Source organism: Actinoplanes sp. CA-030573, from assembly GCF_050951115.1.
In the GTDB taxonomy this organism is placed as follows: Bacteria; Actinomycetota; Actinomycetes; order Mycobacteriales; family Micromonosporaceae; genus Actinoplanes.
Window position 1 is genome coordinate 9185385 of record NZ_CP192038.1, and the last position, 25676, is coordinate 9211060.

The following is a 25676-nucleotide window of genomic DNA, read 5'->3' on the forward strand; positions in this document are numbered from 1 at the left end:
CGATCGCGGCTTTAGCCGGTCGCAGTGGGCAGCCATTGCCCGGCCAGCAGGAAACCGCCGGCCACGAGGGCGGCCAGGTCGACCAGGAGAAAGACGCCGACCCAGAAAAGGGCCGGGACGTGCGTGATGTGGGCGAGCTGGTCGGCGTCCGATTCGGGCATCCGGCCGCGGCTGCGCAGGCTCTGCAGCTCGAAGACGGGACGGACACCCCCGAACAGCAGGAACCAGACGCCGACGTACGCGAAAGCCGCCTGCACCTGCGGTGATGCGTACCAGGAGACGATGAAGACGATCGCGCCGGTGATCAGCAGCGAGACCACGCCGAACAGGTTCCGCACGTTGATCAGCATGAGCAGCAGCAGCACCACGGCCAGCCAGAGCAGCAGCGTGATCCGGTTGCCGCCGAGCAGCCAGGCGCCGAGCACGCCGATCAGGGAAGGCGCGATGTAGCCGCCGAGCAGCGTCAGCATCATCCCCGGCCCGGTCGGGCGACCGGACGAGAGGGTGAGGCCGGACGTGTCGAACTCCAGCCGGATGCCGCGGAGCCGGCGCCCGGTGAGCAGCGCCATCAAAGCGTGGCCGCCCTCGTGCGCGATGGTCACCGCGTTGCGAGCCACCCGCCAGACCGGGCGGAAGGACACCGCCAGCAGGGCGGCCAGGGCCGTGAGCAGCACGAGCAGGGCGGGCGGGTCGGGCTGAGCGCCGAGCAGCTTGTCCCAGAGATCAGTCACACCGTCGATCGACACCCGGGGACTGTAGCCGATCGCGCTATGCGCTGGCCTTTTCCGGTGGCCGTCGGGTCGGCGCCCGATCAGACGCGGCGGCGGGCGACCGTCTGCGTCGCGCGCGCGACCGCGGGGGTGGCGTCGGTCCGTCGTAGCATCGAGCGGGCGGCGAGGACGCCGCCGGCTAGCACGACCAGGCCGGCGAGAACGAGAAGAACGGTGAGCGCGCTGGTGGCCGCGACCAGGATCCCCAGGTCGGCGACCGCGACCAGCATCCAGAGACCGATCGTGGGCTTACTGCCGTGCCGTCGGCAGTTCATGACTGCACCTCCATCCGTGATGCCGAATGAATTACCCATTCATCCGGCTTCACGCACATCGGCGCGCCAATCAGCGGCTATTTTGGCTGAAAGCCCTGGTAGAGCAGCTGAAGATCGCTCTGCGCGGCACCCCAGTCCTCCGGCGACACATACCAGGAGAGCGAGTACGCCCGGCTGTCGTCGACCCGGATGTTGCGCTTCACCGCGTGCTGCGGGTTCCCGCTGTTCGTGGTGTACGTGAACTCCCAGTCGGCGGCCGAGTCGAAGTCGCGGTAGGTCACCCGGACCAGCTTGATCAGCCCGTAGTTGCGGTAGCCCCCACGCCGCGACGCTTCCTGCGTCTTCCAGTCCTGGTACGCATCTGCCTGCGGCGACCCCGAGCGGTCCACGATCAGCAGCCGGTTGTTCCACCGGAACTCGAGCGACGACCCGCTGCCGCCGGAGATCTTCGCGCCGCTGGGGATCGGAATCGTGTAGCCCGGCGCGCTGCCGGAGGCCTTCTGGGTGTAGATGCGCCACCCGGCGGGCAGGACGAGGTTGCCCGGCGCGCTCGAGGCCGCCGGGGACGCCGGCGCGCTCGACGGTTTCGCCGAGGTCCCACCTCCGGCGGGCGGCTGGGCCGCACCGGCGGACGGTTTGCCGGTGCTGGTAGCGGCGCCGTTGCCCTTGCCGTTCGCACTGCCACTGGCATTGCCACTGCCGTTGCCACTGCCATTGCCGGCGCCGGCGGCCGTGGGCGCGGCGGTCGGCTTGGTGCCGGGTTCGTCGTCGTTGCCGAACGCCTTGACGCCCAGCGTGACCACCAAAATCAGAATGAGCAGCAGAATTCCGGCCCCGATGCCCGCCTGCGGATAGGTGAGCCGAGTCCCGAAGACGGTGACCCCACCCCGCGACGACGGCCGCACCTCCATCGGACGCCAGGCCGGCCGCGTCGACCGGTTGATCGCCGGGACCGGCGAGATGGGCTCGATCGCCTCATCGTCGTCCCGGGTGGCCTTGGTCCGGCGCGGGGAAGCGGGCTGGATCTTCGTGGTTCGGGCCTTGGCCGCTTCCGGCTTGGTCCCGAGCGCGGCGTTCGCTTTCGGCTCGTTGCTCGTGTCGGCCGCGGCGTTCGCGTCGGTCTCGGCGTTTGCGTTCGTCTCGGCGTTCGCGTTGGCCTTGGATCCGGGGTTCGCGTCAGCCGCGGCGGTCGCGTCGGATCCGGCTTTGGCGTCGGCATCGGCCGTCGCGGCGAGCTCGGCCTTGGCGCCAGGCTTGGGCGCAGCGTTCGAGTCGGCACCGGATTTCTGCTTGGCATCCGGCTCGTGGAGCTGAGGGTCGGCTCCGGCATTGTCGCTGACCTGCTCCGACTCGGACTTCGTGGCCTCATCTTCGGTGGCGGGCTCGGCGGCCTTCTGATCCGCCTGATCCGCGCTCTCCGGCTTGACCTCAGCCGGCGCCGTCACCGCAGCCGGCGCCGTCACCGCAGCTGCCTTCGCGGCAGCGCCCTTGAGCTGAGACGATTTGGCCGACTTGGACCGGTTCCGCTTGGTCGGCGTTGCCGCCTTGTTCGCGGCAGCCGTCTTCTCAGAGGCATTTTCGGCGGCAGCGGTCTTCTCCGACGCCGCTGCTTCCTCTGCGGGTGCTGTTTTCTCGGCAGAGGTCACGTTCTCCGGAGACGCCGCCCTCTCCGGAGCTGTCGTCTTCTCTGGAGCGGTCGTCTTGTCCGGTGCTGTCGCGTTCTCTGGAGCTGTCGTCTTGTCCGGAGCTGTCGCCTTCTCCGGAGCTGTCGCCTTCTCCGGAGCTGTCGCCTTCTCCGGAGTTACAAACTTGCCGGCAAGCGCAGCCTTGTCCGTGGTCGCCGGTAGGACGATTTCCGGTTTGTCGGGACTTTCGACCTTCTCCGGAGTAGCCGTCGACGCGGCGGCCGCTTTGGGCTCCGCCGGGACCGCCTTTGCTGGGGGCGTCGTCGGGGTTTGCTTCTTCGGCGCGGGAACGATCGTGGTCGCGTCGCCGGAGGGCACCGCCAGCGGGCCGACGATGCTGGTGGCGTCGACCGGGCCGACAACCGTGGTGCGGTCCGCGGGAGGGCCGACCACCGTCGTGCGGTCCGCGGGCGGAGCGACCACCGTCGTGCGGTCCGCGGGTGGGCCGACCACCGTCGTGCGGTCGGCGGGCGGGCCGACCACCGTCGTGCGGTCGATGGGTGGGCCGACGACCGTGGTGGGGTCGGCGGGCGGGGCTTCCCCGCGGGTGACCAGGGCAGTTGCGTCGGCCAGGGACTGCTCGTGCTCGGGGGCCGCCTGGCGGCGGCGGTTCGCTGCCACGTCGGCGGCGGTGAAGCCGGCGGCGCCACGGGTCGTCCTGGCCGGCGGGGTCACGGGCGGCGGAGTCACGGGCGGCGTCGGGCGGGCCGCCGGCGGCTGGCCGGGTGTGATCGGGGACGCTTCTCGCGTACCGAATCGTCTTGGTGCTCTGTCTTCTCGGACTGGTGGCGTGTCGACTCTCGTGGCGTCGAGTGGCTGGGCGTCGACCTTCGGTCCGTCGACGCGCGTGGGTCGATCGGCCGGCGGGCGGCCGACCTGTGCCTTGCCCGGCACATAAACCGGCGGCCGGCCCTCGCCGACCGCCGGGCGTCCCCCCGACACGGGCGGGCGGCCCGGCGGATCGACCGGACGGGCGGGCGCCACCGGTGGCCTCGGACCGGGCACGACCGGAGTCGACCCGGTGGGCGCCATCAGACCACCCAGGCGGTCACGACCGACGCCCGGACGGCGCATGGTCGGACTCATCGGGAAGGCAAGCTTCGTACGGCGGCCGGCGGCCCGGTTGAGCAGGCGCTCGGCCTCCTCCGCGTTGATCCGGTGCGTCGGGTCCTTGCGCAGCAGCCCGTTGAGCACCGGCTTGAGCGGGCCGGCGTTGCGCGCGGGCGGCGGATTTTCCGTGGCCAGGGCCGCGAGCGTGGCGATCGCAGAAGGGCGCGCGAACGGGGACGTGCCCTCGACCGCGGCGTAGAGAGTGGCGCCGAGCGACCACAGGTCGGCGGCGGGACCCGCTGTGCCGTCGCGGGCCCGCTCGGGCGCGATGTAGGCCGGCGAGCCGAGCACGAGGCCGGTGCGGGTGACATTGGGATCGCCGGGGACGGTCGCCAGGCCGAAGTCGGTGAGCACGACCCGGCCGTCGGCGCCGAGCAGCACGTTGCCCGGCTTGACGTCGCGGTGCACGACGCCGGCGCGGTGCGCGGCCCGCAGCGCCCCCAGCACGCCGAGGCCGATCTCGGCGGCGCGGACCGGATTGAACGGCCCGTCGGCGGCGAGCGTGTCCTGCAGCGAGCGGGACGCCACGTACTCCATGACGATCCACGGGTCCGCATCTGTACGGAGGACGTCGAAGACGCGTACCACGTTGATGTTGTTGAGCCGGGCGATCGCCCGCGCCTCGCGCAGTGACCGCTCGCGCATCTCCTGCCGCTCGGCCGGAGTCAGACCGGGCGGCGGAACCAGCTCCTTGATGGCCACGTCGCGGTGCAGCACGACATCGGTCGCACGCCAGACGCGACCCATCCCGCCCTGACCGAGCGGCGCGACAAGCCGGTAACGGTCAGCGACAACGGCTGGGGGAGAAGAAGACATCGGAAGGAAAATACCCGGTCATGTCCAGCGACAGCGAATCGATCAGCCGAGTGTGGGACGCGTGTCACCGGACATCCCCCGCGACGTCGTACGCTCGGTCGATGGATGAGGAACCGCTGGTCAGCGTAGTCCGGGGCAACCCGACCGATCTCGAGCTGGCCGCGCTGGTCGCCGTGGTCGCGGCCCGATCCACCTCGTTGAATACAATTTCGCCGCGCCCGGCCGTCTCCTCCTGGGCAGCCTCCGCCCGCCCGGCGCGCGCGCCTCGCTCCTGGAGGCAGTCCGCGCTCCCCCGATAGATCCTCAATCATCGATCGTTTCCGACTGTCCACAGGCGCAGAGTGGGTGCCCCGGGACTGGCGGTGACCGACTACGCTCACCAATGCGTCGCTGATGTCCGGCGTCGGTGAGGTATTACGTCGGGGGAGGCGAAGATGATCCCGGAGGAGGACCGCGGTCCCGCTTGGCTGCGCGACTACGGGTACACGGATTTCAGCCAGATCGAGGCCGACATCCAGGCGATGGAGCACTTTGCCGCCAAGTTGTCCGCCAACGTGAAGGACAACTACGCCCCGCACTTGACCACCGTGACCGACGCGATGTCGACCCGCCTACCGGATCCCCCGAGCGAGTTCATCGAGTTGCTGACGTTCTTGTTCGTTCACAATGACGCGCAGAACGTTGCTCACCAGAATGTATACAGCTACGCAAACAAGACGCAGGGTTTCGCAACCGCCGCTGAAGACATCTCAAAGGAATACCGAGGCTCCGACGCATTCTCGCATGCCAAGGTCCGGGATGTGGATAAGGCGTTTGACAAAGTAGGCATCCCGCCTGCACCTGACGAAGGGGGAGCGGCCTGATGCTCGAAGCAGCCGGCGGAGGCGGCGGCACTCCTTGGGAATCGATGACGATCGACAAGATGCAGTCGCTAATTCAGAATCCCGATACTGGTGCGCAATGGAACCTCGTTGACGGCTGGAATAAATCAGCCGAGTTGCTCAATGAGCACCGGTTCCAAGTCCAAAGCTATAGAGACAACCTTGCAGCGGCTTGGCCCCCACAGAAAAGTTCAGCCGCGGCCGCATACATCGCCCGCCTTGATGACTTAATTAAGAACCTAACCGATACTTATGAGGCATCACTGGCTAACCACGACGCCTTCTCATCGGTAACAGGCTCGATCTATCAAGCTCAAGTACAGATGGACAAGATATATCAGGAGTATAAGAGCAATGAGACCGCGCTAACCGCGTATAACGCAAAGATGCAGGCGAAACAAGAAAGTTCCGATCCGCAGCCGCGCCCCAGCCCCAGCCCCAGCCCCAGCGGAGAAGAACCGCCCGTAGCCCCTGGGCGCCAGGAAGAGTTGAGGCTGCAAGCAGTCACATTGTTGAGCGGCGTGAGTTCTGATTTGGCGCAGGCTCAGGTTCGGATCGTTAAGCCGAGACCTTACGAGCCGGAGCTGGTTGAAGAAAAGTCGAAGCCGAATGATGGTGGTGGTTATGTCGCCCCGCCAATTCCTCCGATTACGCCGGTTCCAGTTGATACTGGCTCATCTTCGTCCTCGGCGTTGAATCGCCCTTCAGCCCCTTTTCCGACGCCGCCGAACAACGTCAATCCGCCGGTCACGCAGCCAGGCCTAAGCACTCAGCCGGGCTTGATCCTCGGCGGGGTTCAGCCCCTGCAACCGGCTGCACCCACCAGCGGCTTTAACCCGATTGCACCAGCTCTTCCGGGCGGCACCGGCGGCCACCTTCCCAATCCAGGGCTCCTCTCTCCGAGCACCGGCCTCCTCCCGAGTGAGGGCGCTACTTCGAAAGCGGCGTCACCCAACGTCGGGCGCGGAGTCGTCGTGCCACGCGAAGGGGTTGTGCGTCCGGGCATGCGACTCCCCGAAGGGGGCATGCGCGTGATGGCACCGGGCGGCGTCATCGGCGGTGCTCCGACGGTTGGTATCGGTCAACCTGGCGGTGGCCGGGCCGGAACGGGTCAGCCTGGTACTGGACGCGTCGGCGCGCGTCGCATCAATCCCGTTGGTGGTGTGATCGGGGAAGGCGAAGGACCTCTGGGCGCCCGGCGCAGTGTGGGCGCAGGCCCCAGCGGCGGGACGCCAGCCGAACACGCCACCATTTATGGGCAGGGCGCCGGCCGACGGTCCGGGCATCGGGAAGAATCTGCAGGCTCGCATTGGGATCCGGACAATCCGTGGGAGACCGCTGAGGGCGTTGAGCCGGTTGTCCTTCCTCCACGAGAACAGCGAATCGATCCTGGACCGGCGATCGGGCTCGGCTAAGTATGCGACTCAAGGCCATGGCGGCCGCGGAGGTAATCGCCCTTGCGGTCGTAGTCACGCTTCCATCCTCCCCTGCTGTTGCAGACAGCTTCCGAGACGACCAGTGGTACTTAAAAAGCTTGAGTATCTCGCGCGCTCACGCAATCAGTAGGGGTGCTGGCGTAGTAGTCGGCCTGGTAGATACCGGGGCGTATCCACATCCAGACATCACGAGGAATCTCCTGCCGGGAACGACGTTGATTCCAGGCGAGAATGGTGACGGCCGCAGCGACAAAGGCGGCCACGGGACAAACATGGCGGCCCTAATTGCCGCTCACGGACGAGGGCCAAACGACGGCATTCTAGGAATAGCACCCGCAGCCAAGGTGCTACCAATCAAGATCTCTAACGACGAAAAGTCGATACCGTCAGCGAAGGTTATCGGAGATGGTATAGACTGGGCCGTCGCCAACAAGGCTTCAGTCATAAATGTATCCGCCGTCGCCGGGCCCGCCTTTGAGATCGAAGACGCCGTCGCTGCAGCAATCAAGGCCAACATAGTTGTCGTGGCCGGCGTGGGCAACGCGTCAAGCTCCGCGCTCGTCGGTTATCCTGCGGCGATTGACGGCGTTCTAGCCGTCGGAGCGACTGGCCGAGATGGAAAGCACGCATCACTTTCGGTCAAGGGCGCGAAGGTGCAGATTTGCGCTCCGGGCGTTGATATTACGACGGCGGAACCAGAGCGCAGGTACGTTGACGTTGACGGAACATCCGCATCAACCGCGATTGTTTCTGGAGCCGCGGCACTAGTTAGAGCCAAGTTCCCTCACCTCTCAGCACCTGAAGTTATTAACCGATTGACCGCCACAGCCGACGATATTGGGCCGCCTGGGCGGGACGACGAATGCGGGTATGGGCGGCTCAACATCGTTCGGGCGTTGACTGCTGACGTACCTCCGCTTGGGAAAGCGAATCCCCCAACCTCGGCTACCCCGTCCGCAGCCGCCAGCGGTGGGGCGCCCCCCGGGTATATCGATCCTGGGGCTACCACTGCTGCCCAAGAACCCAGAGCTGAGGAATCTTCGTCTTCCTCCGGTGCTCTCCCCCTTGTTCTGGGGGTCGTTGCTGGGCTTCTTGCGGCCGGCGGCCTCGTCGCCTTCCTTGTCGTTCGGCGGCGGCGGGGCTTCTAGCATGGGAAAAGCTGGTTGAAACGCGCGTTCTGCACCCCTTTCGCCTGGCTGGGGTCTGTAGCCTTCTAGAGGTGGGAAACGACATCGCGTACCGATTGGTCCTTGCCTCGGCCAGCCCGGCACGGCGGGGGCTCCTCAGCGCGGCGGGGATTGACGCTGAGGTCATGGTCAGTGGGGTTGACGAGTCGACCGTGGAGGCCGAGGACGCGTTTGAGCTCTGCCTGGCGCTCGCGCGGATGAAGGCTCGGACGGTTGCCGCCGATTTGCCGGCCGATCCGGGGATTCTGGTGCTCGGGTGTGACTCGGTGCTGGCCTTCGAAGGGGAGATCTTCGGGAAGCCGGCCGATGCGAACGAGGCGGCCAAGCGGTGGACGATGATGCGCGGGCGCTCCGGTGTGCTGCACACCGGGCATCACCTCACGGGGCTGGTCAGCGGCAAGCAGGCCGAGGCGGTCGGGACGACCGTGGTGCACTTCGCGGACGTGACCGACGAGGAGATCGCGGCCTACGTGGCCACCGATGAGCCGCTCAACGTTGCCGGGTCGTTCACGATCGACGGGCGCGGTGGGGCGTTCGTCGAGCGCATCGAGGGCGACCCGGGCAACGTCATCGGGCTGTCGCTTCCGCTGCTGCGCAAGCTGCTCATCGAGATGGGTGTCTCGATCACCGATCTCTGGAGAGCGTAGAAGGAAGCGTAGAAGGATCAGCGAACGCTTCGGGCGAACTCCCGCGCCGCCCAACCCACGGCGGCGGCGGCCAGCACGGCCATGATGAGCAGGCCCTGCCACACCGCCGACGATCCGAGGTCGCCGCGGAACAAGGCGCGCGTTCCGTCTACGGCCCACGAGAACGGGTTCCAGTCGGCTATTCCCTGGAGCCAGCCCGGCGCGTACGTCAAAGGCAGCAAGATGCCGGACAGCAGCAGCACCGGCTGGGCCACCGTGTTCATCAGCGGCGCCAGCGCGTCCTCGCTCTTCACCTTGAGGGCGATCCCGTAGCTCAGCGCCGAGGTCATCAGCGAGATCAGGGCCAGCATCAGGTAGGCGAGCAGCAGGTTCCCGAGGAACACCCGCAGGTCGAAGAGCAGGGCCAGCAGGGTGATGATCACGGCCTGGGCGATCAGCGAGACGACGTCGCGCAGCGAGCGGCCGAGCAGCAGTGCCAGGCGGCTGACCGGGGTCACGCGGGAGCGCTCGATCACGCCGGCGCGCAACTCGGCGATCAGGCCGAAACCCTGGAACAGGCCCCCGAAGATCGCGAGCAAGACCAGAAGACCGGGCACGAATATCTCGTACGCCTGGGCGTTGGTGCTCACCTGAAGTGCGGGTTTGAGCAGCGGCGCGAACAGCAGCAGGTACATCACCGGCTGGAAGACGCCTACGAAGATCCACACGGGGTTGCGCAGGAGCAGCTGCATCTGACGCTGGAAGATCAGTGACGTGTCGCGGAACAGTTTCATGGCTCAGCTCTCCCGCAGGGATCGGCCGGTCTTGGTCAGGAAGACGTCGTCGAGGCTGGGCCGGTGCAGCTCGATGGTGCCCAGCGGCACGTCGGCGGCGTCCAGCGCGCGCAGGATCTGCGGGATCGCCACCGCGCCGTCCTCCACGTAGAGCCGCACGCTGTCGTCGTGCTTCTCGATCTTGTACTCCGCCAGAGCTGCCGCCGCCGCGTCGACAGCTCCGAGGGGCAGGCCGACCCGCACCACGTCGCCGGAGATCTCGCGTTTCAGCGAAGCCGGCGTGCCGGACGCGACGATCTCGCCGTGGTCCATGATGGAGATCCGGTCGCACAGGGCGTCGGCCTCGTCGAGGTAGTGCGTGGTGATGAAGACGGTCATGCCCTCCTCGCGGAGGCGGCGCACCTCGTCCCACATGTGCGCGCGGCTCTGCGGGTCGAGGCCGGTGGTCGGCTCGTCCAGGAAGACGACCCGGGGCTCGTGGATGATGCCGAGCGCGATGTCGACCCGACGCCGCTGGCCCCCGGAGTACGTCTTGCACTTCCGGTCCGCGTACTCGCTCAGTTGAAAGCTCTCGAGGACCGCCGCCGCACGCTGCTGGGCCGTCGCCTTGCTCGCGCCGTAGAGGCGCGCCTGGAGGACGAGCTCCTCACGCGCGGTGGAGTCGTCCCAGGTGCTGCCGCCCTGCGCCACATAGCCGATGCGCCGGCGCACCTGGCCGGGATCGGTGCGCAGATCGGCGCCGGCGATCGTGGCCGTGCCCCCGTCCGGCTCGATCAGCGTGGCGAGCATGCGCAGCGTGGTGGTCTTTCCGGCGCCGTTCGGCCCGAGGAAGCCGAAGATCTCGCCCTCGGAAACGTCGAGGTCCACGCCGCGTACGGCCTCGACGATCTTTTTCTCGCGCCCCTGGCGCGACGTGAACGACTTGCGCAACCCGCGAGTCTCTATCATCCCGGAAGCGTACGATGTTCAACTTTTACTAGTCAAACTTGATTAACGGCTCACCGGACTCGATCTTTCCGGCGGTACGCTCGCACCAGGCGATCTCGGCTTCGGCCCGGTTGATCTGCAGTTCCCACATCCAGTTGACGTAGACCGGCTTCTGATCGGCCCACTCGGCCGCCGTCGCCGCCTCGAGCTGCTGCACGCCGGCCCGCAGCTGCACCGCCCGGTTGCGCAGCGCGGCCGCGGCCTCGGACGCCGGAAGCGCCGGCAGGAACGCGAACGCCGCCAGGAACGGGTCGGGGGCCGGAGCCATGTTCCACCAGTTGCCGCGCAGGAGCGACTGGAATTCGATCGAGCCCTTCTCGGTGATCACGTACGACGTACGCGCCGGCCGCCCGCCGACCTGCTCGGTGCCGACCTCCCGAATCAGGCCCTCCTCGGCCAGCTTGCGCAGCGCGTGATAGATCGACCCCGGTTGCACGTTGGCCCATTTGTCCGCGCTCCAGCTGAGCAGCTCGCGCCGCACGTCGTAGCCGTGGACGGGCTGCATCCACTGCACCAGCCCGAGGATCATCATGCGCGTAGCGGACACTACTTCAGAGTAGAACTGCGCGACGCTGGCACTAAGCTCAGGCCGTGCGCAAGGTATTGATCGCCAACCGAGGCGAGATCGCCGTCCGGGTCATCCGGGCCTGTCAGGACGCGGGCCTCGCCAGCGTCGCCGTCTACGCCGACAGCGACCGCGACGGTCTGCCGGCCCGGCTCGCCGACGAGGCTTACGCCCTGGGTGGCGACACCCCGGGCGACAGCTATCTGCGCATCGACAAGCTGCTCGACGTCGCGGCCCGCAGCGGCGCCGACGCGGTGCATCCGGGCTACGGCTTCCTCTCCGAGAACGCCGAGTTCGCCCAGGCCGTGATCGACGCCGGGCTCACCTGGATCGGTCCCACCCCGCAGGCGATCCGCGACCTCGGCGACAAGGTCACCGCCCGGCACATCGCCCAGCGGGCGGGTGCGCCGCTGGTCGCCGGCACCGCCGAGCCGGTGGCCGACGCGGCCGAGATCGTGGCGTTCGCCGAGGAGCACGGCCTGCCGGTCGCGATCAAGGCGGCCTTCGGCGGCGGCGGCCGGGGACTCAAGGTGGCGCGCACGATCGAGGAGATCCCGGCGCTGTTCGAGAGCGCGACCCGCGAGGCGGTGGCGGCCTTCGGGCGGGGCGAGTGCTTCGTCGAGCGCTATCTCGACCGCCCCCGGCACGTCGAGGCCCAGGTGCTCGCCGACACGCACGGCAACGTCGTGGTCGTGGGCACCCGCGACTGCTCGCTGCAGCGCCGCCACCAGAAGCTGGTCGAGGAGGCTCCGGCGCCGTTCCTCAGCGAGGCGCAGCGGGCCCAGATCCACTCGAGCGCCAAGGCGATCTGCCGCGAGGCCGGTTATCACGGCGCCGGTACGGTCGAATACCTCGTCGGGCAGGACGGCACGATCTCGTTCCTCGAGGTCAACACGCGACTGCAGGTCGAGCATCCGGTCAGCGAGGAGACGGCCGGGCTCGACCTGGTGCGCGAGCAGTTCCGCATCGCCGACGGCGCCGTGCTCGCCATCACCGAAGATCCGGTGCCGCGCGGGCACGCGATCGAGTTCCGCATCAACGGCGAGGACCCGGGCCGCGGGTTCCTGCCGGCGCCGGGCACGGTCTCGGCGCTGGCCTGGCCGTCCGGTCCGGGCGTGCGGGTCGACGCGGGCGTCGAGTCGGGCAGCGTGATCGGCGGCAACTTCGACTCCCTGCTGGCCAAGATCATCGTGGTCGGCGCGACCCGGGAGGAGGCGCTCGAGCGGGCCCGCCGGGTGCTCGACGAGACCGTGGTCGAGGGCATCGCGACGGTGCTGCCCTTCCACCGCGCGGTGGTGCGCGACGAGGCGTTCACGTCCGAGCCGTTCACCGTCCACACGCGCTGGATCGAGACCGAGTGGGCGGGCGGCGTGGAGCCGTTCGGCGCGGCGGCGCCTTCCGGCCCGCCGGCCGAGCGCGAGACCGTCGTGGTCGAGGTGGGCGGCCGGCGACTCGAGGTGAGCCTGCCCAAAAACCTTTTCGGCGGTACGCCCACCGGCGCGACCGCCCGTCCGACAGCACGTCGATCCGGGGGCGCGGCCGCGGCCGCGGGTGCCGGCGGCGCCGCGGCGCTGACCGCCCCGATGCAGGGCACGATCGTGAAGGTGGCCGTCTCCGACGGCGACCAGGTGCAGGAGGGCGACACCATCGTCGTGGTCGAGGCGATGAAGATGGAGCAGCCCTTGCCGGCCCACAAGGCCGGCACGGTGTCGGGCCTGGCGGTCGAGGTGGGCGCCACGGTCACGGCGGGCACGGTGATCTGCGCGATCGACTGAGCCTCTACGGCGCGTAGTGGCGGTTGAGCTCGGAGAAGAGGTGGCGGGCGGTCTCGGCGGGGTCGAGGTCGCGGTCGGGGAAGGCGCCGCTGAGCCAGAGCGTGGCGAAGCCGTGCGCCATCGACCAGGCGGCCAGCCCGGCAGTGCGCACGTCGGGCGGGGCGGTCTCGGCGGTGCCCGGTTTGGCCGGCCGCGCGGCGGCGTCGGCCGAGTGCGGCGGGAAGGTTGCGGTCCCTCCCGGCGCGGACGCGCTGAGGGCGGCGCGCGACCGGATCGGGGCGGTCCCTCCCGGCGCGGACTCGCTGGCGGCGCGGGACTGGATCGGGGCCAGGAAGCCGTCGGGCAGGTCGGAGACGGCGGCGTAGAGGGCGTCGGCGGCCTTGGCCCGCGCCGCGAGCAATGCCGGGTCGGCCGCGTGGTAGAGGTCGGTGCGGAACATCACCTCGAAGAGCGGCCGCTTGGTCACCGCGAAGCGGATGTAGGTGACGCCCAGCTCGACGAAGCTGTTGCTGGCCAGCCGCGACGTGGCGAGGGCCTTGGCCAGCTGCTCGAAGCCCTCGGTGGCCAGGGCGGTGAGCAGGCCCGCCTTGTCGCCGAAATGGTGGGTGGGCGCGGCGTGCGAGACGCCCGCCCGGCGCGACAGGTCGCGCATGCTCAGCGTGGCCACGCCGGTCTCGGTGATCGCTTCCTCGGCCGCCCGCAGGAGGGCCCGGCGAAGGTCACCGTGATGATAGGTCGCCTTCGGCATGGACGGCATTCTAACTAGCCGCTGACAAGATGCGGCCGCCGGGCGTGACCAGGGAAAGGGCGGGCCGTCGGTACGGGACCTACCGACGGCCCGGGCCGGCACACCGAGAACGGGGGACCCGGCGTCTCCGGCAATCTCACGGTACGCCGACGGGAGGCGAGCGAAAAATCCGCTGGGCGCCCTGGGATGAAATCCGGGGAAATAACCGGCGCGGGTCGGCCGGGGTCCGCAGTCGAGACCGAGACAATACCGTGTCAGTTATCACCGTCAGTCGGCGCTGATCAGGGCGCATGCTGTAACACAGCACATTCTCAGCTACGCCGGTCGACAATGTGGCGAGCCGGGAAGCCATGGGGGGAGGCGAGCCGATGACCGAACTGCTGACCATGATGGCTACTCCCGTGTGGGCGTACCTGGCGCTGTTCGGGTTTCTGACCGTCGATGCGATGGTGCCGGTGGTGCCGATCCAGGCGATCATGATCACATCGGGAGCGCTGACCGTCTACGGGAACCTCGATCTTGCTCCGGTGATTCTCATCGGGGCGGCCGGCATGTTCGCGGGCGACTCGATCGCCTACTTCCTGGGCCGGTCCACCGGGCGGGTCGGCCGCGGCTGGCTCGCCGGCCTGCGCGCCCGCTGCGCCCCCAAGCACGACGACGTCGCCCCGCGCGAGGTGTCCAAGACCCGCAAGGCCGCGGCCCGGTTCACCCGGGGGCTGCGCAAGCCGGGACCTCTGGTGCTGCTCCTGTGCCGGTTCGTTCCCGGCGGCCGGATGGCCGCCGGTTTTCATGCCGGTCGCACCGGCTACCCGATAAAGCTCTTCGCCCTGTACGACGGGGCCGCCGCGCTCTGCTGGGCGTCCTACGGCGGCCTGGTCGGGCACGTCGGCGGCACCGCCATCACCCAGTCGGCGTGGCGGCTCTTCGCGATCGCCGCCACGGCCGCGGTCGTCTTCGGCACCGCGGGCTGGATCCTGGCGCTCTTCGGCGGCCGCAAAGACGCCGACGCGGAGCTGGGGGCCGAGTCGGAGCTGGAGGCCGAGCTGGAGGCCGAACTGGAGGCCGAGGCGGGGCTCCAGGCGGAGGCCGAGCTGCAGGCCGCGGCCCAGCTTCAGGTCGACATCGCGGCCGCCGCGGCGGCGGCCGAGGCCGACGTCATTGCAGCTCGTGCTGCATCAGCTGACGGGCAGCTTCCGCGATCGACCCCGACAGCGACGGGTAGATAGTGATCGTGTGGGCCAGCTGGTCCACGGTCAGGTTGTTCTCGATCGCCATCGTGATGGGCAGGATCAGCTCGCTCGCCTTCGGCGCCACCACCACGCCGCCCACGATCTGACCGGTCGCCGGCCGGCAGAAGAGCTTCACGAAGCCGTCGTGCAGGTCGGCCATCTTGGCCCGGGCGTTGCCGGTCAGCGGGAGCATCACCTGGCGGGCCGGGGTGCGGCCGGAGTCCACCTCGTTCTGCGAGACGCCGACGGTGGCCAGCTCCGGGTCGGTGAAGACGTTGGCCGAGACCGTGCGCAGCCGCAGCGGCGCCACCGCCTCACCCATGGCGTGCCAGATCGCGATGCGGCCCTGCATGGCGGCCACGCTGGCCAGCGGGAGGACGCCGGTGCAGTCGCCGGCGCCGTAGATGCCCGGCACGTTGGTACGCGAGACCCGGTCGACGGTCAGGTAGCCCCCGGGGCCGACGTCCACCCCGTACTCCCGGAGACCCAGCTTGTCGGTGTTGGGGATCGCGCCGACCGCCATGAGTGCGTGAGAGCCCTCGACCGTACGACCGTCGGAAAGGGTGACCAGAACGCCGTCGCCCGTGTTCACCACCGACTCGGCGCGGGACTGGTTGAGGATCGTCATGCCGCGCTCGCGGAAGACCCGCTCGATCGCCATGGCCGCGTCCGCGTCCTCGTGCGGCATGACTCGCTCGCGGCTGGAGACCAGCGTGACCTTCGTGCCCATCGCCAGGTAGGCGCTGGCGAACTCGGCGCCGGTCACACCGGAGCCGACCACGATCAGGTGCTCGGGAAGCTCGGTGAGGTCGTAGACCTGCCGCCAGTCGAGGATGCGCTCGCCGTCGGGCCGGGCCGTGGCCAGCACGCGCGGGGTGGCGCCGGTCGCGATCAGCACGGTCGAGGCCTCGATCGCGTACATGTCGCCGCCGTCCGGCATGACCAGCACCTGATGGGTGTGGCCGAGCGTGTCCTCGCCGAGCAGCGCCCGGCCGTGGATGACCTCGACGCCCGCCTTGATCAGCTTGGCCTGGATGTCGCCGGACTGGGCGAGCGCCAGCTTCTTGACCCGCCTGTTGACGGCCACCGCGTCGACCGTCACGCCCTCGAGGCCGGCGGACCGGATGCCGAAGCGGTCGTTGTGCCGGTAGCCCGTCATGACCTCGGAGCTGGCGATGAAGGTCTTGGACGGCACACAGTCGGTCAGCACGCAGGCGCCGCCCGGACCGTCGGCCTCGACCAGCGTGACTTCCGCGTCGAGCTGCGCCGCGACCAGGGCCGCCTCGTAGCCGCCCGGTCCCCCACCGATGATGACGATCCGACTCACGACGTTCCCCTCTGTATTCCGGCGCAAAACCGGTGGCTTGTGCCGACACGCACTGCTTGTATTCTCCACGACCGCCGAGTGCGGCTATCGTCATCGCCGTGCGTCATTACGCCGCGTATGGCTCAAACCTCGACCCGGCCCGCATGCGGGCCTACTGTCCGCACTCGCCGATGGTCGGCGTCGGGTGGATAGAAGGCTGGCGCCTGACCTTTGCCGGTGAGGGGGAAATGGGCTGGGAGGGCGCGGTCACCACGATCGTCGAAGCCCCCGGCGAGCGCGTCTTCGTGTCGCTCTACGACGTGCATCCGTGGGACGCGTCACAGTTGGATGAAGTCGAGGGCGTGACCGCGGGGGCGTACCAGAAGCTCACCGTGCGTGTATCGACGCTCGAGGGTGAGTTCAGCGCCTGGGTGTACGTCTACGACGGTTACGAGGGTGGCCTGCCGACCGCGTGGTACCTCTCGGAGATCGCCAACGCCGCGGAGAAGGCGGGCGCGCCCGACGACTACGTCGAGAACCTGCGGCGCCGGCCGAGCCGCACGTCGACGCCCGAGGTCTAGACCGTTCAGGCCGGCCGCGCGCTCACGAAGGTGCGGTAGACGTTCGCGCGGTAGAGCGGCGTCATGCCCACCGCGAGGTAGAGCCGCACGGCCTGGGTCGGGTTCTCCAGATCGACGCCGAGCCCCGCTTTCGACCGGCCCTTGCCGGCGTAGACCGCGAACGCCCGGCGCAGGAGCGCCTCACCCACACCCCTTTGCCGGTACGCGCGAAGCACCGCCAGCCGTTTGACCCAGCCCTCGTTGTCATCCAGCCCCGCGTCCGACGACTGCAGCGAGCCGACCACCCGGCCGTCGACCTCGGCCACGAACCACTCGTCGTAGGAGACCGAGGGCTCCTGGCCGACCTGGGCGCGCCACGTCTCGTAGTCGACGCTGAGGTGGTCGGTGTCGCGGAACGCTTCCTCGATCACCGCGTGCAGGGCCCGCAGATCGGCCTCGTCATCGCCGCGCACCGGCCGCACCGTGATGCCGGCCGGCGGCACCGGCGGGGTCGGGTCGACGCCGGCGAGCGAGATCTGCATGCGGGCGTGCTGCTTGAGGAAGACGAGCCCGGCCTCGGTCAGCGCATCGATGTAGGGCTGCTCGGTCGGGATGGCCCCGGCGCGTACCTCATAGGGGTCGTGGCCGAGCTCGGCCGCCCGCTCGGCCATCCGGTCGAGCATGAGCGCGAGCAGAGGCCGCAGGGCCGGAAGGCCGCGCTCGGGCCAGACGAAGACCTCCAGGAAGTCGCGGTCGCCGCCGGTCGCGTTGCGCGGATAGGTCCAGCCGACGATCGCGCCGGACGCGTCGAGCGCGAGCCAGCTGTCGCGGGCCATGTCGGTGTGCGGCTCGGTGAGCACCTCACGCACCTCGTCGGCGGTGAAGTCAGGCTCGCCGATCGCCGCGATGTCGCTGGCGTGCACCAGGGCGAGAAGCTCGGGCACGTCATCGAGGGTCGGGCGGCGGGTGGTCCAGCCCTCGGGCAGCGCGGTGGTGGCGGCGGTCATCGCAGCATCGGACCATGGCGGGGGTGGCTTGGTCGAGTCAGTTTTTCGGGGCTTTGCTCTGCTTACTGATACGCGCTTCGGGGGTTTGCGGCACGCTGATGTACGCCGCTGCCTGCCGCATGCGCCCTTCTCCGCCCCAATCAGGCCCCTACGCACCCCCACCCCGTCACTGGGTGGGGTGAGATTACGGCTCGGGTCTGACACTTTCCGGCCGTTGTCCACACCGCGCGCGGGGCGAGCGTCAGCGGGCGGGGCGAGGCGGGGCGCGGGCGGCGCAGGGCGCAGGCGAGAGGGCGGAGCGCCGGCGGCCCGGAGCGCAGACTGACCGGAGCGCAGGCGGACCGGAGCGCACGCGGGGCTCTGGCGGGGTGAGACGCGGGCGGGGCGGGGCGGGGCGCAGGCGAGAGGGCGGAGCGCCGGCGGCCCGGAGCGCAGGCTGACCGGAGCGCAGGCGGGGCGCTGGCGGGGCGAGACGCGGGCGGGGCGGGGGCGCACGCGGGGCCGGGGCGCAGGCGAAGCGGGGACGAGACGCCGGCCGGGCGGAGCACGGGCGGACGAGCGTCAGCGGGCGAGACGCTGGCTGAGCGACTCCAGCAGCCCGACGAACTCGATCCGCTCCCCCATGTCCAGCGCCGCGTAGGCCTGGCCTGCTATCGCGTCCGCGACCGAGTCCGCCCACATCAGGCGGCGGACGATCGGGCCCGCCGGTGGGTACGGCGGCTGCCAGCCGAAGGCGACCGCGCCCGTCTCGCCCTCGGGGCCAGCGATGATGGCCTGCAGCGGGGTGAGCCCGCTGGCCCGTACGGCGACCAGGTGCACGCCGAGCCGGTGCTCGTGCAGCAGGTGCAGGATCACCGCGGCCCGCGCGCCCGGGGTCTGGTCGGGCACCGGCATCGCCCGCCACGCCGCGAACAGCGGGAGCCCGGCGTGCTCGACGGCGTCGACCACGCGGCCGGACAGCTCCAGCAACCGGCCCAGGCGGGGGAAGCCACCGATCTGCTCGATGCCCCATTTGCAGAGCTCGTGCTGGTGCCAGGTGGCCACCTCGACCGGCGCCGAGGTCTTGGCGGTCGCCTCCCAGCCGTCGATCACGGCCTCGGGGGCGATGAAGCCGATCGCCGCGGCGACGGTCTCCGGTCGTACTTCACCGAGCGCACCGGCTCGCGCAGACACGTGGTACGCCCATCCGGAGAGTCCCAGCAGGCGTGCGCGGCGCAGCGTCTGCGGTGACTCGGCGAAGGCACCGACGATCGTGGCGAGTCCCGTTCTGGCGTTGGCGGCAGCCTGTTCGGGGGTCACGCGCCCGATTGTGCTCTCCAACGCCCGATCTGGAAAATATTCTTTCCGTTACGGTCGGCGAAACCGATCAATCCGGTTCGTCCGATTCAAGATCTTCCAGAGCGGCCTGTACGTCGCCGACCTGTCGCCGGGCGGCCGCCGTCTCCCGTTCGGCGGACCGCCGGGCCTGCTTGCGCCGGGCCACGTCGGCCTGTGCCTCGGTGCGGCGCCGTTCCAGCTCGGCGAGCTCGGCGTCCAGGTCCTCGACCAGGTGCTCGGCGTCCCGCTCGGCGGCTTCCGCCCGCTCCAGCTGCTCGTCGGCGCGGCGCTCGGCGGCCTGGGCGGCGGCCAGCTCGCGGCGCAACGTCCGCTGCTTGTGCTCGAACTCGCGGCGGCGGCGCTCGGCCGCGGCCCGCTCCCGGGCGGACTGCTGCGGGAACTCGACGACCTCGCCGGTCCCGTTGTCCTCCTCGGTCTCGACGTCGGCATCGTCGTCGACCGGGGTGTCGTCGGTGACCAGCCGCAGGCGAGGGCGGGGGACCTCGCCGAAGCCCGCGTACGCCGCGGCCCGGATCAGCCGGCCGGTGCGCACCTGGGCGGCGATCTCGGGCTCGGCCAGCGCCGCGGTGAGCGTCGACTCCACCTCGCCCAGAGGCAGCTTCGCGCCCGGCTCGGCCGCCAGTGCCAGCCGGCGGGCGGCGTCGACCAGGGCGGTGACGACCTGGCGCCGCTGGGCGGTCAGCTCGCGCAACTGCCCGCCGTCGAGGCCGCGCTGGGCGTCGCGCAGCGCCGAGGAGAGCTCGACCAGCTGGTCGATCAGCTCGGGACGGCGCCGGGCCAGCAGGTTGACCACCCACGCGGCCACGGTCGGCTTCTTCAGGGCGGCCAGGCGCTTCGCGGTCTCCCGGTCGCCGGCCTTGCGGGCCTCGTCGACGGCCGCGGTGCGGGCCGCCACGAAGCCGTCCGGCGGCTCCTCGTACAGCCGCTGGATCAGTTCGTCGGTAGCGCTGCTCGGCACCTTAGATCGTGGTCCCGGGCGCGACGTGCGCGTAGCTCGTGCCGGAGAGCCGGGCGAGATGGCCGTCGGAGATCTTGGCGCCGGTCTCGTTCAGGAGCGCGTCGTGCAACGCGTACGCCCGACCGGGTTTGACCGCTCGGACGAAGTCGATGGACTCCATGAGTTTCATCCACGGAGCATTCAACGGCGCGAAGAGCGTGTCCACGTCGGTGTCCGCCGGAACGGTGAACGAGTCACCGGGGTGATAGACGTTCGTCTCGTTGTCGGCGACGAGATAGGCCAGGTTGGCGATGCGCGGGATGTCCGAGTGAATCAGGGCGTGCTGACCGCCGTACGCGCGTACGCGGAAACCCGCCGCCTCGAAATCCTCGCCGGGCGCCACCGCGGTGATGTCGCCGACGGCGGCGAGCTTGGGCAAAACGTCGGCGTGGGCGAAGACGCGCAGGCCCGGCCGCCGGGACGCGGTCTCGGCCACCGCCGCCAGATCGAGATGATCCGGGTGCTCATGGGTGATGAGAACCGCGTCCGCGCCGTCCAGCGCGGCACGCTCGCTGAACTCGCCAGGATCGACGACGAGCACTCCGCCGCCCTCGATCCGGAGGCACGAATGCGTGAACTTCGTGATGCGCACGGGACTCCTCCGCTGCCGATTCGTAACCGCTCACCCCGCAGTCTGCCGGAACCGGGAAGTGCATGCCGCACGTCCCAGGTGCACGCCCAACGGGGATGGGAGAAAAACGTGCGCGTCACCCTGAAGAGAACGACATTTCTCGTAGTATCCGCGGCCGTCGCGGGCATAGTTCTGACCGGTTGCGGCGCCAAGTCGGGCGACAGCTCGTCCAGCAGCGGCGCCGCCGACCAGGCCGCCAACAAAGCCGCCGCACCCGTGGCCGAAGGCGGCAACGCGGTCAACGCCGAGGGCGGGGCCGCCACCGGGGCGGACACGCCCGCCCAGGCGCCGGACCTCTCGGTCGACCAGCGCTCGATCATCTATCGCGGCAGCATCTCGGTGCGCGTCAAGGACGACGTGAACGCCGTGGCCGGCCAGGCGACCGGCATCGCGAACACGGCCGGTGGCTTCATCGGCTCCGACAACCGCACCAGCGGCAGCGAGGGCTCGGGGACGGCCACCATGACGCTGCGGGTGCCGGCCGACAAGTTCACCACGGTCGTCGATCAGCTGTCCAAGTTGGGCACCGAGGAACACCGGGAGATCAACACCGAGGACGTCACCGAGCAGACCGTCGACCTCGACGCCCGGATCCAGGTGCAGCAGGCCCGGGTGGACAGCGGCCGCAAGCTGCTCGCCCAGGCAAAATCGCTGAACGACCTGGTGATGCTGGAGAAAGAGGTGGCGTCCCGGGAGTCCGACCTGGCGTCGCTGCAGGCCAAGAAGCGCCGGCTGGCCGACCTGACGGCGCTGTCCACGATCACCGTGACATTCCTCGGACCGGTCGCGCCCGGCCCGAAGCCGGCCGATGACCAGCCGCCGGGATTCCTCGGTGGACTGTCGGCCGGGTGGCACGCGCTGCTCGGCTCGCTGAAGGTGCTGCTGACCGTGCTGGGCGCGCTGCTGCCGTGGGTGATCGCGCTCGGGCTGCCGGCGTGGGGTCTGGTTTACGCGTACCGGAAGTACTGGCGGGGGCGGCCGCGGGCGGTGGCGCTGGCCACTGCGGGGGCGCCGCTGCCGGCGTATGCGCCACGGTCGGGTGGGTCGCAGACAGGTCTGCCGACGTCGGCACCGCCTGCGTCGGGGTCGCCTGCGTCAGGGTCGCCTGCATCGGGGTCCTCCGCCTCTGGGTCGTCTGCGTCTGGGCCGTCTGCGTCTGGGCCGTCTGCCTCTGGGCCCTCCGCCTCTGGGCCCTCTGCCTCTGGGCCCTCTGCCTCCGGGCCCTCTGCCTCCGGGCCCTCTGCCTCCGGACGGTCTGCCTCTGGGCCGTCTGGTTCCACGCAGGGCGCTGCTGAGTCGCCTGCTTCCGGGTCGCCCGCGGCACATCCGTCAGCGCCGGAGAAGCCGGGGGAACAGCCGAAGGGCTGAAACGACGTCGCGGCCCACCCTCAACACTGGGTGGGCCGCACGATACGGCCCGCATACGACAATTTCGCGCGGCAATCCACAGGCCCATCACGAACACCGGCGCCGCTTGGGCCAGGTGTTGGGGGTAGCCGCGCCGGGCAGCTGGCCGGGCAACCTGCTGCCCTGATGATGTGCGGTGCCACGGTGGCTCCAGGTCATCAAGGTCGCGCGGACAGCACAGCCGAGCAACGCGACCGGCGGGACAGAGTAAGCGGGCGGGACAAGCGGGCGGCAGAGCAGGCGAGCGGGCCGAACACCGAACGGCGCTGCGGCCTACCGCCCGCAACTGAGCGCGGATATCCGCAACCGCTGCGGATATCCGCGACTGCTAGAAAGCGCCCGTCGAAAGGGCCGCCAAGGCCGTGTGCACGAAGACGCGCAAGCCGTACCCGATGGCGCTCTCGTCCACGTCGAAGTCGCCCTGGTGGAGGTCGTGCCGGGCGGATGAGCCGGGCACCCCGGTGCCCAGCCGGATCATCGCGCCGGGGACCTGGTCGAGGTAGAAAGCGAAGTCCTCGCCGCCCATGCTGATCTCGGCCTCTACCACCCGGTCGGCGCCCAGCGCGGCGCCGGCCGCGCCGGCGATCACGGCCGCGGCCATGCGGTCGTTGATCACCGGCGGGACGCCTCGCTGGTACGTCACCTCGGCCTCGGCCCCGGTTGTCGCGACCACGTCGCGGATCAGCTTGGTGATCAGCTCGGGCGCCTCCCGCCAGGCCTCGCGGCTGAGGATGCGGACCGTGCCGGACGCCTCGCCCTCGCCGGGGATCGCGTTGAACGCCTGGCCGGAATGCACCGAGCCCCAGACCATCGAGACGCCCGCGCGCGGGTCGATGCGGCGGTCGAGCAGGGCCGGCACGTCGACGATGACCCGGCCCAGCGCGTGCACCAGGTCGGCGGTCAGGTGCGGCCGGGCGGTGTGGCCGCCGGGACCGGTGAGCTTGACCTTGACCGTGTCGGCGGCGGCCGTGAACGGGCCCGAGCGGACACCGACCAGGCCGGCCGGCAGCTGCGGGTAGCAGTGCAGCGCGTAGATCGCCGCGACGTCCTTCAGCGCGCCGGTCGCGATCACCTCGGGCGCGCCGGACGGGATCTGCTCCTCGCCGGGCTGGAAGATCAGCCGGACCCGGCCGGGGAGGTCGAGCTGGGCCAGGGCGAGGCCGAGGCCGAGCAGTACGGTCGTGTGCACGTCGTGCCCGCAGGCGTGGGCCACCCCGTCGACGGTCGAGCGGTAGGGCACGTCCTTGAGGTCGGGCAGCGGCAGCGCGTCGAGGTCGGCCCGGAAGGCGATCACCCGGTCGCCCTCGCCGATGTCGCAGATGACGCCGTTGCCCTTGGGCAGCAGGCGCGGCGACAGGCCGGCGACGGCCAGCTCGCGGGCGATCAGGGCGGCGGTCTCGAACTCGTGGAAGGAGGGCTCCGGGTGGGCGTGAATGTGCCGACGAATCGCTACGAGCTCCGCGCCACGGGTGGCGAGCCAGCGGTCGAGCTGGCCGGGCAGGGGCTCGGCACCGGGCAGCAGCCCGGGCCACTCCGGCTGGGCGCCCACGGGCGCCGTCAGAGCAGTAGTCACGTCGGTTTCCGTATCGTCTTCGAAGGTTTGTCGGGTTCCCGCAACGCGCGACAGCTTAGACCCATATTGGTGACGCTGTGCAACGTCATTCCCGTACGCGCCAGGTTGCGCTAGGTCACGAATTCCCTGCTGAAGGGGCGAGGTAGTGCTCGGGAGGTCGTCCCGGTGTAGCACTTGGCCCATCACCTCCTACAACCGGTAACGGATCGAGTCCGTCTCAGAAACGCTCGACCGGGTGGTAGACACCCCACACCCCGCGCAGCGTGTGGCATACCTCGCCCACGGTGGCACGCAGCCGCAATGCCTCTTTCATCAACGGTAGGACGTTCTCTGTGCCCTCGGCGGCCTTCGCCAAATCCGCCAGGGCGGCCTCGACGGCACCGTTGTCGCGATTCGCCCGTAATGCGACGAGACGCTGGACCTGGGCGGCCTCGATCGCCGGGTCCACCCGCAACGGCTCGTACCGCTCCTCGCCCTCGATCGTGAACCGGTTTACTCCCACGACGACCCGCTCGCCGGAGTCGATCTCGTTGGCGATCCGGTACGCCGAGGTCTCGATCTCCTCCTTCTGGAAGCCCTGCTCGATGGCGTCCACGGCCGAGCCGTACGAGAAGACCCGCTCGATCAGCGCGGTGGCCTCCCGCTCGACCTCGTCGGTCATCGCCTCGATCGCGTACGAGCCGGCGAACGGGTCGACGGTGCCGGTCAGGCCGCTCTCGTAGGCGAGGACCTGCTGGGTGCGCAGCGCCAGCCGGGCCGACTTCTCGGTGGGCAGGGCGATCGCCTCGTCGTACGCGTTGGTGTGCAGCGACTGGGTGCCGCCGGCCACCGCGCCGAGCGCCTGGATCGCCACCCGCACCAGGTTGACCTCGGGCTGCTGGGCGGTGAGCTGGACGCCGGCGGTCTGCGTGTGGAATCGCAGCATCAGCGACTTGGGGTCCTGGGCGCCGAACTCGTCCCGCATGATCCGGGCCCACATCCGGCGGGCCGCGCGGAACTTCGCGATCTCCTCGAGCAGGGTCGTGCGGGCCACGAAGAAGAAGGACAGCCGGGGCGCGAAGTCGTCGACCGCCAGCCCGGCCGCGAGCGCCGCGCGTACGTACTCCATGCCGTTGGCCAGCGTGAACGCGATCTCCTGCGCCGGGGACGCACCCGCCTCCGCCATGTGGTAGCCGGAGATCGAGATCGTGTTCCACTTCGGCACCTCGGCGCGGCAGTACGCGAACGTGTCCGCCACCAGCCGCAGCGAGGGCTTGGGCGGGAAGATGTACGTGCCGCGGGCGATGTACTCCTTGAGGATGTCGTTCTGGATCGTGCCCTGCAGCGCCGACCCGGGCACCCCCTGCTCCTCCGCCACCAGCTGGTAGAGCAGCAACAGCACCGAGCCCGGCGCGTTGATCGTCATCGAGGTCGAGACCTGGTCGAGCGGGATGTCGTGGAACAGCTGCCGCATGTCCTCGATCGAGTCGATGGCGACGCCGACCTTGCCCACCTCGCCGTGCGCGATCGGGTCGTCGGAGTCGTAGCCCATCTGGGTCGGCAGGTCGAAGGCCACCGAGAGGCCCATCGTCCCGGCCGCGAGCAGCTGGTGGTAGCGGGCGTTGGACTCGGCCGCGGTGCCGAAGCCCGCGTACTGCCGCATGGTCCAGGGGCGCTTGGTGTACATCGTCGGATAAACGCCGCGGGTGTACGGGAACTCACCCGGGTCGCCGATCGGCACGCCGGCGGGCACGTCCTCGGGACGGTAGACCGGTTTGATCTCGAAACCCGACTCTGCGTTCACCCGTTGATCCTAAGGCTTCGTTCAGCCCGGAAGCGTGAGGTCTTTGGCACAGAGAGTCCGGTATTGGGCACCGACTGACATCCGATAGTCACGGTCGGTCGAGATCGGCGGAACAACCGCGTCGTGACTTTCAAACCGGGGTGCCTTACCGGCAAGATAGCGGGGTTGGTCGACGGCCCCTACACCCCCT

General features: G+C 69.7%; 22 protein-coding genes and 1 pseudogene. 9 read left to right on the forward strand and 14 right to left on the reverse strand.

The genetic code is table 11. The annotated features are described in order from the left end of the window. Nucleotides 1–11: 11 nt before the first annotated feature. The 3 genes and pseudogenes from ACQP2F_RS42525 to ACQP2F_RS42535 all read right to left on the reverse strand — a co-directional run. A complete protein-coding gene (locus ACQP2F_RS42525) occupies nt 12–746 on the reverse strand; it encodes a M50 family metallopeptidase (protein ID WP_433298093.1) in 735 nt (244 codons plus the stop codon). A 65-nt stretch (nt 747–811) separates the two neighbouring features. Then, a complete protein-coding gene (locus tag ACQP2F_RS42530; protein WP_433298095.1) occupies nt 812–1045 on the reverse strand; it encodes a hypothetical protein in 234 nt (77 codons plus the stop codon). Nucleotides 1046–3372: 2327 nt separating this feature from the next. Beyond that, nucleotides 3373–4656 (reverse strand): annotated as a pseudogene (locus tag ACQP2F_RS42535) (serine/threonine-protein kinase); the annotation flags it as partial. A 101-nt stretch (nt 4657–4757) separates the two neighbouring features. On the opposite strand from ACQP2F_RS42535, the gene ACQP2F_RS42540 reads away from it, so the two are divergent. The 5 genes from ACQP2F_RS42540 to ACQP2F_RS42560 all read left to right on the forward strand — a co-directional run bounded on the left by ACQP2F_RS42540 (nt 4758) and on the right by ACQP2F_RS42560 (nt 8807). Further along, the gene (locus tag ACQP2F_RS42540) at nt 4758–4955 is read left to right on the forward strand and encodes an acyl-CoA carboxylase epsilon subunit (RefSeq protein WP_433298097.1); all 198 of its coding nucleotides are present in this window, start codon (nt 4758–4760) and stop codon (nt 4953–4955) included. Between the two features lie 135 nt (nt 4956–5090). Then, nucleotides 5091–5519 carry a hypothetical protein gene (locus ACQP2F_RS42545; protein WP_433298099.1) on the forward strand — a complete coding sequence of 143 codons (429 nt, stop codon included), beginning with the start codon at nt 5091–5093 and terminating at the stop codon, nt 5517–5519. After that, nucleotides 5519–6952, forward strand: a complete 1434-nt coding sequence (locus tag ACQP2F_RS42550) for a hypothetical protein (protein ID WP_433298101.1) — start codon at nt 5519–5521, stop codon at nt 6950–6952. Before ACQP2F_RS42545 ends, ACQP2F_RS42550 begins: the two co-directional genes overlap by 1 nt. Before the next feature lie 17 nt (nt 6953–6969). Further along, nucleotides 6970–8121 (forward strand): S8 family serine peptidase, encoded by a 1152-nt coding sequence (locus tag ACQP2F_RS42555; protein WP_433298103.1) that lies wholly within the window; start codon nt 6970–6972, stop codon nt 8119–8121. A gap of 71 nt (nt 8122–8192) precedes the next feature. Next, nucleotides 8193–8807 (forward strand): Maf family protein, encoded by a 615-nt coding sequence (locus ACQP2F_RS42560; RefSeq protein WP_433298105.1) that lies wholly within the window; start codon nt 8193–8195, stop codon nt 8805–8807. A 17-nt stretch (nt 8808–8824) separates the two neighbouring features. On the opposite strand, the gene ACQP2F_RS42565 is transcribed toward ACQP2F_RS42560, so the two are convergent. From ACQP2F_RS42565 to ACQP2F_RS42575, 3 genes are read right to left on the reverse strand one after another with little or no spacing between them, the layout of a single operon-like run. Further along, nucleotides 8825–9580, reverse strand: coding sequence for an ABC transporter permease (locus ACQP2F_RS42565; protein ID WP_433298107.1), 756 nt, complete (start codon nt 9578–9580; stop codon nt 8825–8827). 3 nt (nt 9581–9583) lie between these two features. Beyond that, nucleotides 9584–10528, reverse strand: a complete 945-nt coding sequence (locus ACQP2F_RS42570; protein ID WP_433298109.1) for an ATP-binding cassette domain-containing protein — start codon at nt 10526–10528, stop codon at nt 9584–9586. 28 nt (nt 10529–10556) lie between these two features. After that, entirely contained in the window at nt 10557–11114 is a 558-nt protein-coding gene (locus ACQP2F_RS42575) for a PadR family transcriptional regulator (protein ID WP_433298111.1), read from the reverse strand. 44 nt (nt 11115–11158) lie between these two features. Here ACQP2F_RS42575 and ACQP2F_RS42580 point away from each other — a divergent pair, with 44 nt between their 5' ends. Then, nucleotides 11159–12907, forward strand: a complete 1749-nt coding sequence (locus ACQP2F_RS42580; protein ID WP_433298113.1) for an acetyl/propionyl/methylcrotonyl-CoA carboxylase subunit alpha — start codon at nt 11159–11161, stop codon at nt 12905–12907. A gap of 4 nt (nt 12908–12911) precedes the next feature. Here the strand turns inward: ACQP2F_RS42580 and ACQP2F_RS42585 are convergent, their stop codons facing one another. Beyond that, nucleotides 12912–13655 (reverse strand): TetR/AcrR family transcriptional regulator, encoded by a 744-nt coding sequence (locus tag ACQP2F_RS42585; protein ID WP_433298115.1) that lies wholly within the window; start codon nt 13653–13655, stop codon nt 12912–12914. Nucleotides 13656–14023: 368 nt separating this feature from the next. Here ACQP2F_RS42585 and ACQP2F_RS42590 point away from each other — a divergent pair, with 368 nt between their 5' ends. After that, nucleotides 14024–14881, forward strand: coding sequence for a DedA family protein (locus ACQP2F_RS42590; protein ID WP_433298117.1), 858 nt, complete (start codon nt 14024–14026; stop codon nt 14879–14881). On the opposite strand, the gene ACQP2F_RS42595 is transcribed toward ACQP2F_RS42590, so the two are convergent. After that, the gene (locus ACQP2F_RS42595; RefSeq protein WP_433298119.1) at nt 14811–16211 is read right to left on the reverse strand and encodes an NAD(P)H-quinone dehydrogenase; all 1401 of its coding nucleotides are present in this window, start codon (nt 16209–16211) and stop codon (nt 14811–14813) included. The two genes, ACQP2F_RS42590 and ACQP2F_RS42595, sit on opposite strands and share 71 nt — an antisense overlap. A 98-nt stretch (nt 16212–16309) precedes the next feature. On the opposite strand from ACQP2F_RS42595, the gene ACQP2F_RS42600 reads away from it, so the two are divergent. Continuing rightward, nucleotides 16310–16771, forward strand: a complete 462-nt coding sequence (locus ACQP2F_RS42600; RefSeq protein ID WP_433298121.1) for a gamma-glutamylcyclotransferase — start codon at nt 16310–16312, stop codon at nt 16769–16771. A gap of 5 nt (nt 16772–16776) precedes the next feature. Here the strand turns inward: ACQP2F_RS42600 and ACQP2F_RS42605 are convergent, their stop codons facing one another. The 4 genes from ACQP2F_RS42605 to ACQP2F_RS42620 all read right to left on the reverse strand — a co-directional run bounded on the left by ACQP2F_RS42605 (nt 16777) and on the right by ACQP2F_RS42620 (nt 20684). Continuing rightward, nucleotides 16777–17757, reverse strand: coding sequence for an N-acetyltransferase family protein (locus ACQP2F_RS42605; RefSeq protein WP_433298123.1), 981 nt, complete (start codon nt 17755–17757; stop codon nt 16777–16779). A gap of 561 nt (nt 17758–18318) precedes the next feature. Beyond that, nucleotides 18319–19056, reverse strand: a complete 738-nt coding sequence (locus tag ACQP2F_RS42610) for an SCO6745 family protein (protein ID WP_433298125.1) — start codon at nt 19054–19056, stop codon at nt 18319–18321. A 67-nt stretch (nt 19057–19123) separates the two neighbouring features. Next, nucleotides 19124–20053, reverse strand: coding sequence for a hypothetical protein (locus ACQP2F_RS42615; RefSeq protein ID WP_433298127.1), 930 nt, complete (start codon nt 20051–20053; stop codon nt 19124–19126). Between the two features lies 1 nt (nt 20054). After that, nucleotides 20055–20684 (reverse strand): MBL fold metallo-hydrolase, encoded by a 630-nt coding sequence (locus ACQP2F_RS42620; RefSeq protein ID WP_433298129.1) that lies wholly within the window; start codon nt 20682–20684, stop codon nt 20055–20057. A gap of 108 nt (nt 20685–20792) precedes the next feature. Here ACQP2F_RS42620 and ACQP2F_RS42625 point away from each other — a divergent pair, with 108 nt between their 5' ends. Continuing rightward, nucleotides 20793–22091: a DUF4349 domain-containing protein gene (locus ACQP2F_RS42625; RefSeq protein ID WP_433298131.1), complete on the forward strand. Its 1299-nt coding sequence runs from the start codon at nt 20793–20795 to the stop codon at nt 22089–22091. A 367-nt stretch (nt 22092–22458) separates the two neighbouring features. Here the strand turns inward: ACQP2F_RS42625 and ACQP2F_RS42630 are convergent, their stop codons facing one another. Continuing rightward, entirely contained in the window at nt 22459–23703 is a 1245-nt protein-coding gene (locus ACQP2F_RS42630; protein WP_433298133.1) for an amidohydrolase, read from the reverse strand. Between the two features lie 217 nt (nt 23704–23920). After that, the gene (locus tag ACQP2F_RS42635; RefSeq protein ID WP_433298135.1) at nt 23921–25486 is read right to left on the reverse strand and encodes an acyl-CoA mutase large subunit family protein; all 1566 of its coding nucleotides are present in this window, start codon (nt 25484–25486) and stop codon (nt 23921–23923) included. Nucleotides 25487–25676: the final 190 nt, after the last annotated feature.

What these genes read in the sequence shown, in the direction of transcription:
- ACQP2F_RS42530 (WP_433298095.1), bottom strand. Translation starts at nt 1,045, where the DNA reads ATGAACTGCCGACGGCACGGCAGTAAGCCCACGATCGGTCTCTGGATG.
- ACQP2F_RS42540 (WP_433298097.1), top strand. Translation starts at nt 4,758, where the DNA reads ATGGATGAGGAACCGCTGGTCAGCGTAGTCCGGGGCAACCCGACCGAT.
- ACQP2F_RS42545 (WP_433298099.1), top strand. Translation starts at nt 5,091, where the DNA reads ATGATCCCGGAGGAGGACCGCGGTCCCGCTTGGCTGCGCGACTACGGG.
- ACQP2F_RS42550 (WP_433298101.1), top strand. Translation starts at nt 5,519, where the DNA reads ATGCTCGAAGCAGCCGGCGGAGGCGGCGGCACTCCTTGGGAATCGATG.
- ACQP2F_RS42555 (WP_433298103.1), top strand. Translation starts at nt 6,970, where the DNA reads ATGGCGGCCGCGGAGGTAATCGCCCTTGCGGTCGTAGTCACGCTTCCA.
- ACQP2F_RS42565 (WP_433298107.1), bottom strand. Translation starts at nt 9,580, where the DNA reads ATGAAACTGTTCCGCGACACGTCACTGATCTTCCAGCGTCAGATGCAG.
- ACQP2F_RS42570 (WP_433298109.1), bottom strand. Translation starts at nt 10,528, where the DNA reads ATGATAGAGACTCGCGGGTTGCGCAAGTCGTTCACGTCGCGCCAGGGG.
- ACQP2F_RS42585 (WP_433298115.1), bottom strand. Translation starts at nt 13,655, where the DNA reads ATGCCGAAGGCGACCTATCATCACGGTGACCTTCGCCGGGCCCTCCTG.
- ACQP2F_RS42590 (WP_433298117.1), top strand. Translation starts at nt 14,024, where the DNA reads ATGACCGAACTGCTGACCATGATGGCTACTCCCGTGTGGGCGTACCTG.
- ACQP2F_RS42605 (WP_433298123.1), bottom strand. Translation starts at nt 17,757, where the DNA reads ATGACCGCCGCCACCACCGCGCTGCCCGAGGGCTGGACCACCCGCCGC.